The following is a 16,492-nucleotide window of genomic DNA, read 5'->3' on the forward strand; positions in this document are numbered from 1 at the left end:
AGCGCGGATCGCCTGCCGGGGGCATGGCTGGCGTCGGGCCAAGCGTCCTGCCGCTGAAGCGCCCCGGGACTGTCTTGACCCGGGGAAACAGGGCCTCAGATCAGAAAGCCCCAGCCGTCGGGGCGAAAGCCGAAGGGCAGGGCGGTGCGGGTCGCCATCTCCTCGCCCAGCCAGACGGCGCTGGCCGAAAGCGGCTGATCGGTCAGCGACGCCTCGAGCCAGGGGCCATCCGGCCCATCGTCGGGGCCGGGCTCGACCCGGGCGCAGTCAAAGCCCTGTTCGGCCAGCGCCGCCAGCACGGCGTCCCAATCGGGGGTGTCGCCGGGCAGAAAGGCATAATCGATCCGGGCGGTATCTGGCAGGGTGCCCGCCTCGTCGCGGATGCGCGCGAAAGTGGCGTAGGTCTCGGCCTTCTGGGCGGCGAAATCGTGGGCGCCGGTCACTCTGCCGCGTCCACGGGCGCGCCGTAACCCAACGGCTCGGTCGTGTCCTTGCCGCTGTCGAGGTCCTGTTCGGCCAGCCAGCGTTCAGCCTCGAGCGCGGCCATGCAGCCCATTCCGGCACTCGTCACCGCCTGGCGGTACTTGTGATCGGTCAGATCGCCCGCGGCAAAGATGCCGGGGATCGAGGTTGCCGTGCTGTCGGGCTTGGTCACGACATAGCCGCCCATGTGGGTTTCCAGCGTGTCCTTGACCAGTTCGTTGGCGGGCGCGTGGCCGATGGCGATGAACACGCCCTTGCAGGGGATCTCGGTGATCTCGCCGGTTTTGACGTTGCGGGCACGCACGCCTTCGACGCCTTTGGGCATGTCGGTGCCCACCACCTCGTCGAGTTCGTGAAACCACAGCGGCTCGATCTTGGGGTTCTTGAACAGCCGGTCCTGCAGGATCTTTTCCGAGCGCAGTTCGTCGCGGCGGTGGATCAGCGTGACCTTGGAGGCGAAGTTGGTCAGGAACAGCGCCTCTTCGACAGCGGTGTTGCCGCCGCCCACGACGACGATTTCCTGCCCGCGATAAAAGAACCCGTCACAGGTCGCACAGGCCGAAACGCCGAAGCCCTTGAACGCCTCTTCACTGGGCAGGCCCAGCCATTTTGCCCGCGCGCCGGTGGCCAGAATGACCGCGTCGGCGGTGTAGACCGTGCCGCTGTCGGACTGGGCTTTGAAGGGCCGACTTTGCATATCGAGCGAGGTGATGATGTCGCCGATGATCTCGCAGCCCATGGCGCGAGCATGCGCTTCCATCCGGATCATCAGATCAGGGCCCTGAACCTCGGTGTCGCCGGGCCAGTTCTCGACCTCGGTGGTGGTGGTCAGCTGGCCGCCGGGTTCAATCCCCTGCACCAGGATCGGCTCCAGCATGGCACGGCTGGCGTAAACCCCGGCGGTATAGCCCGCAGGCCCCGATCCGATGATGAGAACCTTTGTGTGGCGCGTTTCGGTCATCTTGGCCTCGCATGCGGTGGCAATGGTTGGGCCTGTCATATAGCCATGCGGGGGGTGCGCGCAAACCCCCAACACGCGGGCGTGCGTCAGGGCTGGCGCTTTGATCGATCTGCTAATAATGTTGCGCCGTTGCGAAACATTATTGCGCACAACAGCGACCATGGTATAAGAACCGGCAATTCAGGGGGGGGTGATCCGCGTGCCGACACACAGGCTTGATCCGATTGACCGCAAGATTCTGTCCGAGCTTCAGGCCGACGGACGGATGACCAATGTCGAACTGGCCAAGCGGGTGGGCATTTCCGCGCCGCCCTGCCTGCGCCGGGTGCGTACCCTGGAAGAGCAGGGGTTCATCCGCGGCTACCATGCCGAGGTCGATCCGCGCGAGCTGGGATTCGAGGTGCAGGTCTTTGCCATGGTCGGCCTGCAAAGCCAGGCCGAGGCGGACCTGAGCGCATTCGAGGAACGCTGCCGCGGCTGGTCGCTGGTGCGCGAGTGTCACATGCTGAACGGCGAGGTCGATTTCATACTGAAATGCGTGGCCCCGGACCTGAGCACGTTCCAGTCCTTCCTGACCTCGCAGCTGCTGACCGCGCCCAACGTGGGCAGCGTAAAGACCAGCCTCGTCATCCGCGGCGCAAAGGACGAACCCGGCGTGCCGTTCGACGTGCTCGAGGAACGGCTGAGCCGCATGGCCTGACGCCGCCCGGGTCTGAAAGGTTCAGCGCGACAGGCTGTCGATCACCTCGCGGTTGGTGCGGGGCAGCGACAGTTCTCCGAAATCGCTGGGATGTTCGATGTTGGGGAACATCGACAGGTAAAGCGCGCGCAGGTTGTGCCCCAACGTCGGGACAAGCGCCTTGCCGGGGTGGTAGGTGTCCATCTCGATCCCGCCGACGCGGATGACCGCGTGTTGCTGCAGCATCAGGTGATAGAGCTGCACCGACCCGCCCGGTTCGACGGAAAAGATGCGGTCGCCATCCTCGTATTCGCGCACCGGCGCCAGCACCGCATCCTGGCCCAGGATGCTGCGCAGCCGTTCCCGCCGCAATGTCATCCGCGCCGCCGGGCCCAGCAGCAGATCGGTCATCGGCCGGCCCAGGCCAAAGCCATCCGCCGTCACCCGGGTGAGCCGGGTCAGACCGGATCCGTCATCCGCCACTCCAGGCACGTAGGTGGTCGATCCGATCCACATCACCGGCGCCGGGCCGCGCGCTGTTTCGATGAAATCGCCGGGCAGCAAATCCTCGATCGCCACGGCACCGCGGACGGTCTGGATCAGCGTGCCGCGGGCAAAAGCCCCGGCGGTTTCCTCGAACAGCGGTGTGGCGGGGGCGACATGTGATTTCTGCGTGATCGACAGATCCGGCAGCAGCGCAGACACCTCGTACTTGCGCATGACCGACACGCTGCGCCGGGCCGGGTCCTGCCCGGATGTCGGCGTGTCATAGCGAACGGGAAGCAAAGGCGCTTTGGTTGCGCCCGAGGCGCTGAAGCGAAGGCTGGCCATGTGATCACCCCTAAGGTTGGTCACATCCGTGCTGGCCCCCACCAACAACGACAGAAGGACTGTTACTGTTTATGAGGAGACATTCGGCGAAAATCCGCCTGATTGTCAAAAGAAAGGCCGGATTGGCCTGGGGAAGGGGCACAATCCGGCAAGTCGAGGGAAACTGTCGTGTCGGCGTGAACCGTTTCGCCACAATTGGCGATTCGGCTCAGGCGCTGCGGCGCACCGGCTGCGGGGCCTTCCGCTTGGCCACAAAGGCCGCCCGGCGGGCGCCACGGGCCCAGGGCATGATCACGTCGGTGTTTTGAGAGGTCTTGACTACGGAGCGGAGAAAACGGGTCTTCATCGGTGTGGTCCTTTGTCCATCGCCGGCGGAGTATCGGCGTCTGATGCTTTCAAGATCGTTTACGGATGGGGCGGATTTTGGACGGAAATAGGGGATTGTCGGGGAACCGGAAAAAATTGCCCTGACAGGTCCGCGGCGCGTCAGGCCCTTGTTTGAAAGGCCCGCGCGGGAACAATCGCGGTGTTCAGGCGAGATTGTTGCGCCGATCGTGACGGAAATGCGGCAGGATCCGCCCCGTCAGAGCCGAATGACCGAGATCAGGCGGCCGTAGTCGGCTTCTTTCTCGTGCGTGGCCCGGCGGTAGGAATAGAACCGGTCCGGGTCGGAATAGGTGCAGTGCCGCGTCCATTCGGCGCCGCCGATCCCGGCGCTGCGCAGACGGTGCAGCCCAAAGGCCGGCAGGTCGAACTGCATGCGGTCGCCGTCGCCCCCGGCAAAGAAGCGGCCATTGCCGGGGTCCTCGTCCAGGAAGGCCTCGAAGAACTCGGGGCCGACTTCATAGGCGCGCTGGCTGATCGACGGGCCGATCACCGCGCGGATGTTTTCGCGGCTTGCTCCCAGGGCGACCATCGCGTCCACCGTGGCGTCCAGCACCCCGTCGAGCGCGCCGCGCCAGCCGGCATGGGCAGCCCCGATCACCTGCGCGCCCGCGTCGGCGAACAGCACCGGCTGGCAATCGGCGGTCAGGACCGACAGCGCGATCCCGGGGGTCGAGGTGACCAGCGCATCGGCGCGGGGCCGGTCGCCGTTCAGCGGCGCGGTGACGGTCACCACATCCGACGAATGCACCTGGTGCACGCCGGTCAGATGCTCGGGCGGGACCTGCATCGCGGCGGCGACGCGGGCGCGGTTGATCTGCACGATCTCCGTCTGATCGGTGCTGCCGGTGCCGCAGTTGAGCCCGGCAAATACCCCCGAAGACGCGCCGCCCCGGCGGGAAAAGAACCCGTGGCGGATCGGGGCCAGCGTGTCGGAGGTAATGATGTCCAGCGTCATAGTTCCAGTCCGGGCGGTGGCGCAGCGCCCTCAGCGACGAATCCAAGTACCTTGAACAGCGTTCCCATTTCCGACGGGTGGGTCAACCGGCGATGTGCGGCGACATGGGTGTTGAGCGCGTCGCCGGTCAGCCGCGCGGCAAGCGCCTGCGCCCGCGGCGTGATCCCCAGCCTTTCGAGAAACACGCCCTGCGTGGCCAGCTGCGTCGCGGCGCAGGGGGCGGCGCGCGCAAGGGCGGCAAAGTCCACATGCGCGGTCAGGTCGGCCAGGCCCGGCGCGGCCAGCGGATCGGTCTTCTTGTGGCCCTGCACCGCCTGAAACGTGTCTCCGGTCCGGTCTGCATCGCCGTAGTCGATGATCAGCGCCGCGCCGCCATGATCCGCGATGCGCTGGCCCAGATCCTGAGCGATGGTTTGCGCCGGGCCGCAGGTCTCGACCAGGTCGCCGGGCTGCGTCCGGGCGAACCGATCTTCCAGCGTGGCGATGCGGCTGGGCTGGGTGAGACCGAAACAAAGCGCATCGTCCTGCAGCCCCACGACCCGTTCGCGCCAGCCGCCGTCATCGCGGATGAACTGCCGGATCGGCAGGGCGTCGAAGAATTCGTTCGCGACAAGAAACAGCGGCCGTGCGGGCAGGGTGTCGACCCTGTCGTGCCAGTGCACCGCCCAGCGGTCGAGCGCGGATTTCTGAACTGTGCGCAGCGTGGGCGACGCCTCGACCAGGTGTAGCTGGGCGGCGTCGTGAAAGCCGGGGACGCGTGCCGTCGCGCGCAGTATATCGGCCATCAGCGTGCCGCGGCCGGGCCCAAGCTCGGCCAGTGTAAAGGGGGTGGGCCCGCCTTGGTCGAGCCAGCTTTGCGCCAGACACAGCCCCACCATTTCGCCGAACATCTGGCTGATCTCGGGGGCTGTGACGAAATCCCCCGCCGCCCCCAGCGGATCGCGGGTGGTGTAGTAGCCGTGCTCGGGGTGCAGCAGGCACAGAGCCATGTATTCGGCAATGCTCAGCGGACCGGTCCGGGCGATCTGCGCCGCGATGATCTGGCCCAGCGGGGTCATGCCCTGCGACGCAGCCAAAGCACCACGGCCAGCCCGGCCAGCAGCATCGGCAACGACAGGATCTGCCCGATGGTCAGCCCGTAGCCGCCGAGGTGCCACGCGAGGCCCAGCGGGTTGCCGGGGCTCACGAACTGCGCATCGGGCTGGCGCACGAACTCGACCAGGAACCGCGCAAGGCCATAGCCCGCGAAGAAAAGTGCTGCGATCATGCCGGGACGTTTCAAGCCACCCCGCCGGAACGCCAGCCAAAGCAGCACCGCGCCCAGGATCAACCCTTCGAGCAGCGCCTCGTACAGCTGCGATGGATGGCGCGCGCAGGCCCCGGCCACCACGTTGGCGCAGTCCTGCGCCGCCGCACCGGGAAAGATCACGCCCCAGGGCAGATCGGTCGGGCGGCCCCAAAGCTCTGCATTGATGAAATTGGCGATCCGCCCCAGCAACAGCCCCGGCGGCGTGGCCAGCGCCATCATGTCGGCGGTGGGGGCCAGCGGCAGGCCGTTCCGCCAGCAATAGACCAGCGCCGCGATCACCACCCCCATAAGGCCGCCGTGAAACGACATGCCACCCTGCCAGATCATCAGGATCTGGCTCGGGTTTTCCAGGTAGAACCCCGGCTGGTAGAACAGCACGAAGCCCAGCCTGCCGCCCAGAATCACGCCCAGGATGACCCAGGTCAGCAGATCTTCGACCTGCGCGGGCTGCATCGGCGGAGTGTCATGGCGCCACAGCGCGGGGCGTTTGACTGCCATCACCGCCAGCCGCCAGCCGATCAGGATCCCGACGATATACGCCAGCGCGTACCAGCGCAGCGCGATGGTGAACCCGAAGACCGAAAACGAGATCAGGTCGGGCGACAGGGGCGGAAAGGGGATGGCAGCCAGCATGCGCGAGATGTGCCGTCAGGCCGCAGCGGAAGTCAACCTTGAGACTGCGGCACCGAGGGGCCATATACGAAGGGAATGATACGGAGTGACACGATGCAGACCCGCAACAAGGTATTCGACGACATCTCGCAACTGATGACCAACGCCATGGGCGTGGCCCAGGGCGCCAAGACCGAGGCGGAAACCGCCATGAAGTCGATGATCGACCGCTGGCTGGCCGACCGCGATTTCGTCACGCGCGAGGAATTCGACGCGGTCCGCGCCATGGCGCAGAAGGCCCGCGAAGAAAACGAGGCGCTGAAGGCGCGCATCGACGCGCTGGAAAGCAAGGGCTGACGCCCGGCACCGGAAATTTCAAAATTTCCGGCCCGTTTTCTTTCAAAGAAAACGGCGCCCGCCCCGGTTATTGCGCCTGCAGATAGGCCTTGAGCACGCTGCGGACGTCGGTCGCCCAAAGCGCCCGGACATTCTGTGCGAAGGCGGCTGCGAAAGTCGGGTTCTGGGCCAGATCGCCAAAGATCGCCTTTTGCGCCAGGAAGGCCGCCGGATCGTCCCCGGCGGCGTTCGCCGCGGCGCGCAAGGTCTCGCTATTGGGATCGTCCAGCGCCTCGACCGTGGCGCAGTAGCGGCACCAGAGCGCCACTTCGAGCGCCAGACCGGCCGTGCCTTTGCCCGCGGCAATCGCTTCGCGGATCGTCGGAAGCACGAATTTCGGCTGCCGGTTCGACCCGTCTTGGCACAGGCGCGGAATCGTGTCGCCGATTTCGGGGTTGGCAAAGCGTTTGACGCACATCCGCAGGTAGGCGTCGAAATCGACGCCCGGAATGCGCGGCAGCACGGGGATGACCTCGCGCCGCATCAGCGTGGTCAGAAAGCCCGCCACATCCTCGTCCGCCATGGCGTCATGCACGAAGTGATGGCCCAGCAGCGCGCCCGGATAGGCGATGGCCGCGTGACCGGCGTTCAGGATGCGCAATTTCATGGTCTCGTAGGGCGCGACATCCTCCACGAATTCGACCCCGACCTCTTCGAGCGCGGGGCGGCCCAGGGGAAAGTTATCCTCCATCACCCATTGCCGGAACGGCTCGCAGGCGACGGGTTGCGCATCCTCGATGTCGAATTTTTCCGCCACCATCTGCCGTTCGCGATCCGACGTGCCTGGGGTGATGCAATCGACCATGGAATTCGGGAAGGCCACGTTTTCGGCGACCCAGTCATACAAATCCTGCGAGATCAGCCCGGCCAGCCCCAGCACCGTCTGGCGCGCGACATGGCCGTTTTCCGGCAGGTTGTCGCAGCTCAGGATGGTGAAGGGCGGGGTGCCCGCATCGCGGCGGCGCTGCAGGCCGGCCAGCAGCAGGCCGAAGACTGTCTTGGGATCGTCCGGGTTGGCGGCGTCGGCCTTGATCTCGGGATGCGCGGCATCGAATCCGCCTTCGGCATTCACGTAATATCCGCCTTCGGTGATGGTCATCGACACGATGCGGATCGCCGGATCGGCCAGCCGCTCCAGCGTGGCCTGTTGTTCCACCGGGCAGAAATCCATCATCGAGCCCGTCACCCGGGCGGAAAAGCCTTCGGGGTCCAGTTCCACCACCGTGGTCAGCCAGTCCTGGTCGGCCATGCTGTCGCGGCGTAGGGCGTCAAAGCTTTTGACGCCGGCACCGACGATGGCCCAGTCGTGATCGCGGCCCAGGTTGAACAGCCGGTCGAGGTAGACCGCCATATGCGCCCGGTGAAAGTTGCCAACCCCGATGTGCAGGATCCCGGGCGACAGGTCGGCGCGCCGGTAGAACGGCTGCGCCACCGTCTGCGGCAGTTTGATCAGGTTCGCGAGGGTAAGTTTCGTGGCCATCAGCTCATCCATTGGCCGCCATCGACGTTATACGTCTGCGACACGATATAATTGGCCTCGTCCGAGGCAAGAAAGACCGCCATGCCGGTCAGGTCGTTGGGGACGGCAAAGCGGCCTGCGGGAACACCGGCCTCGACCTCGGCCTTTTTCTGGCCGGGTGCCTTGCCTTCGAGTTTGGCGAACATCGCGTCTACATGGACCCAGTGTTCGCCGTCGACAACGCCCGGGGCGATGGCATTCACGTTGATGCCATGCTTGATCAGGTTCAGCCCCGCCGACTGCGTCATAGAGATCACCGCCGCCTTTGTCGAGCAATAGACCAGCACCAGCGGCTCGCCGCGGCGGCCCGCCTGGCTGGCCATGTTGATGATCTTGCCGCCGTGCCCTTGCGCGATCATCTGGCGCGCCGCGGCCTGCATCGTAAAAAGCGTGCCCGCGACGTTGACCGCGTAAAGCTTGTCATAGCTGGCGCGGGTGATGTCGACGGTTTCGGCGGCATCGAAGAGGGCGGCGTTATTGACAAGGATGTCGAGCTTGCCCGCCTGATCCACCACCGACGCGATCGCCGCGTCGATGCTGTCCTGGCGGCTCACGTCCAGTTCGACCGCAAAGGCGCCTTCGCCGATATCGCGGGCGGCCTCCTGCGCGGCCTTGAGGTTGATGTCCCCGATCGCCACGCGGGCGCCTTCGCGCAAAAAGGCCGCGGCGAACCCCTTGCCGATGCCGCGCGCGGCACCGGTCACGAGGGCGGATTTGCCGTCCAGTCGCCTCATGCGATGCGCAGGCCCTGGGCGTCGAACTTGTGCAGCTTGTCCATGTCGGGCGACAGGTGGATCGTGTCGCCGTACTTGATCTCGAACTCGCCGGTCGCGCGCACGGTCAGCGGTTCGTCCGAGAGGTCCGAATGGACATGCATGAAGGTGTCGGACCCCAGGTGTTCTGCGACGCCGACCTTGCCGGTCCAGGTGCCGCTTTCGCGCGAGATCATCAGATGCTCGGGGCGGATGCCGATGGTCTTGGCATTGTGCTTGGCCGCCTCGGCGCCGGTGATCAGGTTCATCTTGGGCGATCCGATGAAGCCCGCGACAAAGGTGTTGCGCGGGTTGCGGTACAGCTCCATCGGTGATCCGACCTGTTCGATATGGCCCGCGCGCAGCACCACGATCTTGTCGGCCATGGTCATGGCCTCGACCTGGTCGTGGGTCACGTAGATCATCGTGGTGGCCAGTTTCTTGTGCAGCTCCGAGATTTCCAGACGCATGCCCACCCGCAGCGCCGCGTCGAGGTTCGACAGCGGTTCGTCGAAAAGGAACGCTGCAGGTTCGCGGACGATGGCCCGGCCGATAGCGACCCGCTGGCGCTGACCGCCCGAAAGCTGACCCGGACGTCGATCCAGATAGTCGGTCAGGTTCAGCGCGGCGGCGGCCGAGGCGATGCGCTTGTCCTGCTCTTCCTGCGGCATTTTCGCCATCTTCATCGGGAAGGCGATGTTCTTGCGCACCGTCATGTGCGGGTAAAGCGCGTAGGACTGGAAGACCATGGCAAGGCTGCGTTTCGCGGGCGGCAGGCCGGTGGCATCCTTGCCGTCGATCTCGATCACGCCCGAGGACGTATCCTCAAGCCCCGCGATCAGGCGCAGCAGGGTGGACTTGCCGCAGCCCGACGGGCCGACGAACACCACGAACTCACCATCGTCGATCTGCAGATCCAGCGGCGGGATGACTTCGACGTCACCAAAGGCTTTCCTGACCTGCTTGAGGGTAATCTGTCCCATTGTTCGTCTCCTTATTTCACCGCGCCGAAGGTCAGGCCCCGGACGAGTTGTTTCTGGCTGAACCAGCCCATGATGAGGATCGGCGCGATGGCCATGGTCGATGCCGCGCTCAGCTTGGCGTAGAATAGGCCCTCGGGCGACGAATAGCTGGCGATGAAGGCCGTCAGCGGTGCCGCCTTGGCGGCGGTCAGGTTGAGTGTCCAGAACGCCTCGTTCCAGGCCAGGATGAAGTTCAGAAGCAGCGTCGAGGCGATGCCCGGAACGGCCATGGGGGTGAGGATATAAAGGATCTCCTCTTTCAGGCTGGCCCCGTCCATCCGGCCGGCTTCAAGGATCTCACCGGGGATTTCGCGGAAGTAGGTGTAGAGCATCCAGACGATGATCGGCAGGTTGATCAGCATTAGCACGATGGTCAGACCGATCTTGGTATCCAGCAGGCCCATCTGAATGAAGATCAGATAGATAGGATAAAGCACGCCGACCGCGGGCAGCATCTTGGTCGAGAGCATCCAAAGCAGGATGTCCTTGGTCCGGCGCGACGGCACGAAGGCCATCGACCAGGCCGCGGGGATCGCGACCAGCAGGCCCAGGATTGTCGAGCCGCCTGCGATGAAGATCGAGTTCCACAGGAACAGCGCGTAGTTCGACCGCTCCATCACCGCCGAGTAGTTCTCAAGCGTCCAGTCGAAGAACAGGTAGACCGGCGGATCGGCGATGGCGGTCGCTTCGGTCTTGAAACTGGTGAGCACGGTCCAGAGGATCGGGAAAAAGATCAGCAGGCCAATCGTCCAGGCGACGACGGTGTTGATGATCTTGCGGTTTTTCGTGACGGCACGGGCCATATCAGTTCCTCCTCATGCGTCCAGGTTTTTGCCGACAATGCGCATCAGGAAGATGGCAATGATGTTGGCAAGGATGACGGCATAGATGCCCCCGGCACTGCCCAGTCCGACGTTCTGGCTTTCCAGCACGCGCTGGTAGATCAAATAAGTCAGGGTGCGGGTGCCGAACGATCCGCCGGTAGTCACGAAGATTTCCGCGAAGATGCCCAGCAGAAAGATCGTCTGGATCAGCAGCACGATGGTGATGGCGCGGCCCAGGTGCGGCAGGATGATGTAGAAGAACCGCGACAGGAACGGCGCGCCGTCCATTTCAGAAGCTTCGAGCTGTTCACCGTCTAGCGACTGGATCGCGGTCAGCAGAATCAGCGTCGCAAAGGGCAGCCACTGCCAGGACACGATCATCACGATCGAGGTCATGGAGGCCTGCGACAGCCATTCGACCGGCGCTGCCCCGAAGAATTTCCATAAATGCGCGAAAAGCCCGTTCACCGGGTCCATGAACATGTTCTTCCAGACCAGCGCCGACACCGTCGGCATGACGAAGAACGGGGCGATGACCAGGATCCGCACGATCCCCTGGCCCCACATGGGCTGGTCCAGCAGCATCGCCAGCAGAACGCCCAAACAGATGGTGATGACCAGAACGCCGCCGACGATCACCAGCGTCGTCACCACACTGGGCCAGAAGGCGCTAGAAGTGACGAAGCGCACGTAGTTTTCGAAACCGACCCAGCCCTGATCGCCGCCGCGCAAGGGCAGATAGCGCTTGAAAGAAAAGTACAGCGTCATGGTCAGCGGAACCAGCATCCATCCCAAAAGCAGGATGACAGCGGGTGCGAGCATGATGCGTGCGGCGGAACGGGAGCTTTGGGTGGCCATGACGTGTCTCCAGAATGGGCCGCGAGGGGCGGCCGGGAACAGATGTCATTCGGAAAAAAAACCGGAGGGCGGTGTCGCCCTCCGGTCTGGGAGGATGCCTCAGTAACCTGCGGCTTCCATTTCGTCGGTGACGAGGGTCTGCACCTTTTCAAGCGCTTCCTCGGGCGACTGCTGTCCCGCCAGCATGGCCGAGAATTCCTGGCCCGCTGCCGTACCGATGCCGGCCCATTCCGGGATGGCGACGTACTGGATGCCGACGTAAGGCACCGGATCGACGGTCGGGTTGTTCGGGTCGGCTGCGTTGATCGACTGCAGCGTCATGTCCGCGAAGGGCACCGACGTGTACTCGGGATTCTCATAGAGCGAGGTCCGCGTGCCCGGGGGAACGTTGGCCCAGCCTTCGTTTTCCGCGACCAGCGCAAGATAGTCCTTCGAGGTTGCCCAGGCGACGAACTTCTTGGCCGCTTCGGGTGCGTCAGACGATGCCGGAACCGCGAGCGCCCATGCCCAGAGCCAGTTGGCGCGCTTGCCAAGACCGGTGTCGGGCGCCAGCGCAAAGCCGACCTTGTCCGCGACTGTCGAATCGTTGGGGTTGGTCACGAAGGACGCCGCCACCGTGGCGTCGATCCACATGCCGCACTTGCCCTGCTGGAACAGGCTCAGGTTCTCGTTGAAGCCGTTGGTCGAGGCACCCGGAGGGCCCGCGTCGGTCATCAGGTCGTTGTAAAAGTTGATGGCCTCCGCCCATTCCGGCGAATCCACCTGCGGCACCCAGTTCTCGTCGAACCAGCGCGCGCCGAACGAGTTCGCGACCGTGGTCAGGAACGCCATGTTCTCGCCCCAGCCGGCCTTGCCGCGCAGGCAGATGCCGTAGATCTCGTTTTCCTTGTCGGTCATTGCACGAGCGGCCTCACCGATGAATTCCCAGGTGGGGGCTTCGGGCATCTCCATGCCTGCCGCTTCCATCAGGTCGGTGCGGTACATCACCATCGACGATTCGCCGTAGAACGGCGCCGCGTAAAGGGTGCCGTCGTGCGACAGGCCTGCACGCATGGCGGGCATGATGTCGTCGGTGTCATAGTCGTCGCCCATGTCATCGAGCGCCACCAGCCAGTCGTTGGCTGCCCAGATCGGGGTCTCGTACATGCCGATGGTCATCACGTCGAACTGACCGCCGTTGGCGGCGATGTCCTGCGTCACACGCTGGCGCAGCACGTTCTCTTCGAGCGTCACCCACTCGAGCGCGATGTCGGGGTTTGCCTCGGTGAAATCGTCGGTCAGACCCTGCATGCGGATCATGTCGCCGTTGTTCACGGTCGCGATGGTCAAGGTCGTGGATTGCGCGTGTGCCGCGGTCAAGGCGGTGGTGCATAGCAACGATGCGCCCATAAGGGCGCGCATAGTCGTCTTCATAGATTTCCTCCCTATGCCCTTTTTGGGCATTTGCTAACAGCGTGGGCGGATGTTCGCAGATCGCGGTGCAACCTGTCAACCGCCGTCTTTGTGGGACTTTTTTGCTACACTATTAGCCAATAATTTTCAACAGCTTGTTCGGTCAGCGGTCCTGTGCATCGAGAAGCTCTAGCGCCGTGACCTCGTTGGAAATCAGCGCGTTGATGAGTTTCCCGCGCAGCGCCCCGAGAATCGCCGGCACCTTCGCGGTGCCCGATCCGATGCCCACGATGGGCTTGGGGCTGTCCACGACCAGCGGGGCAGAGGCGACGAGTTCGTTCATCTTGCCGCCGATCAGGCGGCCGTCGGCGTCATAGGCCCAGCTCGTGATCTCGCCCACCGCGCCCGCGGCCTGGAATCCGCGCAGTTCTTCCGAAGTGACAAAGCCGTCGACCGCCACGGGGGCAGAGGACGCGCTGTCCATCTGGCCGATTCCCACGAACGTCACATCGGCGCGACGGCACAACTCCAGAGTGTTGTGCACCGGTTCCTGCGAATGCAGGATCGACAGTTCCTCGGGCGAGCGGGCAAAGACCGGCAGCGGCATCGGATAATGCCGCGCCTTCACCCGGTCGGCCAGCCGGATGACGACGTTGTAAGGGGTGGCCGACCCGTCCGACATCATGTTGCCCAGCAGCGAGACGATGGAATGCTGCGGGCAGTTCATGATCGGCAGATGTTCGACGCAGGCCCGCAGCGCCCGGCCCGTGCCCATCGCGATGATCAGCGGTTCGGTCCGCTTGAGATGGCGCTCAAGCTCGGCTGCGCCGGCTGCGGCGATGCCCGACAAGAGCGACGGCGCCTCGGGATCGGAGGGGACGATTTCGCAGAATTTGAGCCCGTAGCGGTCCTTGAGCCGCGCAGCGAGGTCCATGCATCGCGCGATCGGGTGATCGAGCCGGAACTTGATCAGCTGTTCGCTGACCGCCAGCGACACCAGCCGCTGCGCCGACTGGCGCGACACCCCCAGCTTGCGGGCGATTTCATCCTGCGTGTTGCCCGCGACGTAATAGAGCCATCCCGCCCGCGCCGCGTCGTCCAGCCGTGTCGCGTCACCCGGTGTCTTGCCCATGCCGTGTCCTGTCGAGGTTCAAGGAAGCGTCAATCTGATAGAATGCCGCCCAGTTGTCAAAGCGGCGCACCCCCGTCGGCCTGGCAAAGGACCCGGCGTCGCGATGCCGGAAATGTCCGCCGCCGGTGTAGTGCCAGACCTGCATGCCCGCCGCGATGCCCGCGGCGATTCCGGCCGCGCTGTCCTCGATCACCAGGCAGCGCTCTGGCTCTGTGCCCATCCGCCGGGCGGCGAGCAGGAACAGATCGGGCGCGGGTTTGCCGTGGGTCACTTCGGACGCGGTAAAGACATGCGGGCCGAAATGCCCGGTCAGCCCCAGCAGCCGCAGCGTCACCGCCACCCGACGGGGGCTGGAGCTTGTGGCGACGCAGGACCGGCAACCCAGCCGGGCGATCATCGCGTGCAGCCCCGGCGTGGCGCGCAGTTGCGTGGCGAACCGGTCGGCAAGTGCGGCGCGGTAGCGTTCCTCGAAATCCTCGGGCAGGGCCACGTCGAACGAGGCGCGAATATTGGCGGCGACGCCGGGAAAGCTCTTGCCGATGAAATGGCGAAAGACATAGTCGTGATCGAGGTCGATGCCGACGCGCGCCAGTTCGCTGATGATCGTGTCGGCGCTGATGACCTCGCTGTCGGCCAGCACGCCATCGCAATCGAAAATCACAAGGTCCTTGTCGGGCATGGTCAGGCGGTCCGGTTTGTCCTCAGGGTCCGGCCAGGCCGGGGCGCCCGCACGTTATCCGGTCGCGCCCCGGCTTGCCAAGGGCAGCCTGCGTTGGACGCGCCGCGCGGCCCGTCAGAGTGAGACATAGACGACAAAGACCAGCCCGGCGCCGTCGGGATCCATCTGCAGCCCGTCGGGGGCAGGGAGCGGCAGAGTCACGGGGTCCGGTTCCTGCAGGCCCACGGCGGCGGGATGCAGCACCAGCTTGCCGTCGGGGGCAGAGCGTTCGGCCAGCGCCCGCGCGGTGTCGGAGCGGAAGATCCAGCCGGCGCGCCCCCTGATATCATCGGACCGGACGCCCGCGCCAAACTGGGGCACGCCCTCGGGATCGGTGATCGTCGCGCCGTCAAGCGATTGATCCTTGCCGGGCAAGATCATGTAGAGCCAGGGCGCCGTGCGGGCCAGGAACTGCAGCGTCACGGCGCGGGGCAGGTCGCCCTTCGTGTCAAACGACACATCCGTCCAGCCCAGTTCGACCGCCCCCAGGATCTGACCGGCGGACAGGCTGCCGAGGTAGAAATCCAGCACCACCTCCGATCCCGCCTTCAGCACGTATCGCCCATCCTCGGACACGTCCATCAGGTTGATATGGCCGGTCTTGGGGCCATCCTCGGGTTCGGTCCAGACCTCGGCATCGTCGAACCAGCGCCACAGGGTCAGCGGCGGCGCATCCTTTGGACGGGCAAAGCCGCGCGGCCGCACCGGCAGCAGCACCGCGTCCTGAGACGCCAGCGTCAGTGGCGAGCTTCCGGTTTCCCCCTTGTTGCTGAAATAGAGCACGTGATTGATCAGGTCGCCATCGCCCCAGTCGGGCTGGGTCACAATGTCGAAATCGGGCGCCGCGCTTTGCAGGGTAAAGCCCAGGATCGTGTCGGCGGGCATCGACCGGGCCGGGGCATGGCCATCCTGATCTGCGTACCACAGCTCGAACCGGCCGGGCGTCACGCGGGCCCGGCACAGGTTGCCCGACAGCACCTGCTGCGTGGCATGGGTCGGTCTCATCGACAGGCTGCGCGCGGTGCCGCCGGTATAGTAGCGGTGCCTCAGATCGACGGTCAGAAGCGGTGCATAGCTGACCTGCCGGGTCATTGCGCGGCCTCTGTCGCGATGCCGGTGATGTCGGTCACCTCCGGCCCGGTCAGGTAATCCTCGACCACCAGCATGCGGGCCTTGTAGACCGCTGACGGCATGTAGTTGCTGCCCATCGCGGACCACAGGTTGTGCATCGCCTGAAGGTCCATCTCGCGCCATTCGACCGACAGCCGCTGCAGATGCGGCGGCAGTTCGGGATGGCTTTGCGGGGTGAAGAGCGGATTGGCCTGAAAGAAGCCGACGACGTTGCCAAGCACCTTGAGCCCGGTGGCGTATTTGTCCTGAAACCGGGCCGAGGCCATGAAGATCAGGTTGATGTTCAGCGGCTGCGGCACCCGCACATAGCCGTCGCCCTGGGGGCGCGTGGTCTGACTGGCATTGCGCGCGATGCCTTCGCGTTCAAGGTTGACCAGCGTGATCAGCAGCTTGTCCTCGATCTCTTCGGTGCTGCCGCCCTGCAGCGGCGCGGGGCTTGCAAGGCGGGCCAGGTCCTCTTCGGCCGACAGCCGCTGGCGCAGGTAGGCGTTGAGCGCCCTCACGAGGAATTCCATGGTGGTGTCGATCATT

At 64.9% G+C, this 16,492-nt stretch carries 19 protein-coding genes; 2 read left to right on the plus strand and 17 right to left on the minus strand.

What is annotated here, in order from left to right; all coding sequences use genetic code 11:
* Positions 1–95: 95 nt before the first annotated feature.
* Together ACOXXX_RS17625 and trxB are read right to left on the minus strand one after the other, a co-directional pair.
* Positions 96–443, minus strand: coding sequence for a ribonuclease E inhibitor RraB (locus ACOXXX_RS17625; protein ID WP_422827922.1), 348 nt, complete (start codon positions 441–443; stop codon positions 96–98).
* Positions 440–1,444 carry a thioredoxin-disulfide reductase gene (trxB, locus tag ACOXXX_RS17630; protein ID WP_422827923.1) on the minus strand — a complete coding sequence of 335 codons (1,005 nt, stop codon included), beginning with the start codon at positions 1,442–1,444 and terminating at the stop codon, positions 440–442. Before trxB ends, ACOXXX_RS17625 begins: the two co-directional genes overlap by 4 nt.
* Positions 1,445–1,643: 199 nt before the next feature.
* Here trxB and ACOXXX_RS17635 point away from each other — a divergent pair, with 199 nt between their 5' ends.
* Entirely contained in the window at positions 1,644–2,144 is a 501-nt protein-coding gene (locus tag ACOXXX_RS17635; RefSeq protein WP_422827924.1) for an Lrp/AsnC family transcriptional regulator, read from the plus strand.
* Positions 2,145–2,165: 21 nt separating this feature from the next.
* Here the strand turns inward: ACOXXX_RS17635 and ACOXXX_RS17640 are convergent, their stop codons facing one another.
* From ACOXXX_RS17640 to lgt, 5 genes are all read right to left on the minus strand, one after another.
* Positions 2,166–2,954, minus strand: coding sequence for a Hint domain-containing protein (locus ACOXXX_RS17640; RefSeq protein WP_422827925.1), 789 nt, complete (start codon positions 2,952–2,954; stop codon positions 2,166–2,168).
* A gap of 208 nt (positions 2,955–3,162) precedes the next feature.
* Positions 3,163–3,300 (minus strand): hypothetical protein, encoded by a 138-nt coding sequence (locus tag ACOXXX_RS17645; RefSeq protein ID WP_422827926.1) that lies wholly within the window; start codon positions 3,298–3,300, stop codon positions 3,163–3,165.
* 237 nt (positions 3,301–3,537) lie between these two features.
* On the minus strand, positions 3,538–4,296 hold the full coding sequence (gene pgeF / locus ACOXXX_RS17650) for a peptidoglycan editing factor PgeF (RefSeq protein WP_422827927.1): 759 nt from the start codon (positions 4,294–4,296) through the stop codon (positions 3,538–3,540).
* The gene (locus ACOXXX_RS17655) at positions 4,293–5,354 is read right to left on the minus strand and encodes a class I SAM-dependent methyltransferase (protein WP_422827997.1); all 1,062 of its coding nucleotides are present in this window, start codon (positions 5,352–5,354) and stop codon (positions 4,293–4,295) included. The genes pgeF and ACOXXX_RS17655 overlap by 4 nt, the downstream gene beginning before the upstream one ends.
* A complete protein-coding gene (lgt, locus tag ACOXXX_RS17660; RefSeq protein ID WP_422827928.1) occupies positions 5,351–6,238 on the minus strand; it encodes a prolipoprotein diacylglyceryl transferase in 888 nt (295 codons plus the stop codon). Before lgt ends, ACOXXX_RS17655 begins: the two co-directional genes overlap by 4 nt.
* Positions 6,239–6,331: 93 nt before the next feature.
* Between lgt and ACOXXX_RS17665 the strand changes: the two genes are divergently transcribed.
* Complete coding sequence (locus ACOXXX_RS17665) at positions 6,332–6,574, plus strand: accessory factor UbiK family protein (protein WP_422827929.1); 243 nt, start codon at positions 6,332–6,334, stop codon at positions 6,572–6,574.
* Positions 6,575–6,641: 67 nt separating this feature from the next.
* Here ACOXXX_RS17665 and ACOXXX_RS17670 read toward each other — a convergent pair whose 3' ends face one another.
* From ACOXXX_RS17670 to ACOXXX_RS17715, 10 genes are all read right to left on the minus strand, one after another.
* Positions 6,642–8,093 (minus strand): mannitol dehydrogenase family protein, encoded by a 1,452-nt coding sequence (locus tag ACOXXX_RS17670; RefSeq protein WP_422827930.1) that lies wholly within the window; start codon positions 8,091–8,093, stop codon positions 6,642–6,644.
* Entirely contained in the window at positions 8,093–8,866 is a 774-nt protein-coding gene (locus tag ACOXXX_RS17675; protein WP_422827931.1) for an L-iditol 2-dehydrogenase, read from the minus strand. The genes ACOXXX_RS17670 and ACOXXX_RS17675 overlap by 1 nt, the downstream gene beginning before the upstream one ends.
* Positions 8,863–9,867, minus strand: coding sequence for an ABC transporter ATP-binding protein (locus ACOXXX_RS17680; protein WP_422827932.1), 1,005 nt, complete (start codon positions 9,865–9,867; stop codon positions 8,863–8,865). Before ACOXXX_RS17680 ends, ACOXXX_RS17675 begins: the two co-directional genes overlap by 4 nt.
* A gap of 11 nt (positions 9,868–9,878) precedes the next feature.
* Positions 9,879–10,709, minus strand: coding sequence for a carbohydrate ABC transporter permease (locus tag ACOXXX_RS17685; RefSeq protein ID WP_422827933.1), 831 nt, complete (start codon positions 10,707–10,709; stop codon positions 9,879–9,881).
* 12 nt (positions 10,710–10,721) lie between these two features.
* Complete coding sequence (locus ACOXXX_RS17690) at positions 10,722–11,588, minus strand: carbohydrate ABC transporter permease (RefSeq protein ID WP_422827934.1); 867 nt, start codon at positions 11,586–11,588, stop codon at positions 10,722–10,724.
* 99 nt (positions 11,589–11,687) lie between these two features.
* Positions 11,688–13,001 carry an ABC transporter substrate-binding protein gene (locus ACOXXX_RS17695; protein WP_422827935.1) on the minus strand — a complete coding sequence of 438 codons (1,314 nt, stop codon included), beginning with the start codon at positions 12,999–13,001 and terminating at the stop codon, positions 11,688–11,690.
* Between the two features lie 142 nt (positions 13,002–13,143).
* Positions 13,144–14,112 carry a sugar-binding transcriptional regulator gene (locus tag ACOXXX_RS17700; protein WP_422827936.1) on the minus strand — a complete coding sequence of 323 codons (969 nt, stop codon included), beginning with the start codon at positions 14,110–14,112 and terminating at the stop codon, positions 13,144–13,146.
* Positions 14,093–14,791, minus strand: a complete 699-nt coding sequence (locus ACOXXX_RS17705) for an HAD family hydrolase (protein WP_422827937.1) — start codon at positions 14,789–14,791, stop codon at positions 14,093–14,095. Before ACOXXX_RS17705 ends, ACOXXX_RS17700 begins: the two co-directional genes overlap by 20 nt.
* A 114-nt stretch (positions 14,792–14,905) precedes the next feature.
* Positions 14,906–15,922: a hypothetical protein gene (locus ACOXXX_RS17710; RefSeq protein WP_422827938.1), complete on the minus strand. Its 1,017-nt coding sequence runs from the start codon at positions 15,920–15,922 to the stop codon at positions 14,906–14,908.
* Complete coding sequence (locus ACOXXX_RS17715) at positions 15,919–16,491, minus strand: DUF4255 domain-containing protein (RefSeq protein WP_422827939.1); 573 nt, start codon at positions 16,489–16,491, stop codon at positions 15,919–15,921. The genes ACOXXX_RS17710 and ACOXXX_RS17715 overlap by 4 nt, the downstream gene beginning before the upstream one ends.
* Between the last annotated feature and the right edge of the window lies 1 nt (position 16,492).

This window comes from Thalassococcus sp. BH17M4-6, assembly GCF_049323015.1.
Lineage (GTDB): Bacteria > Pseudomonadota > Alphaproteobacteria > Rhodobacterales > Rhodobacteraceae > Puniceibacterium.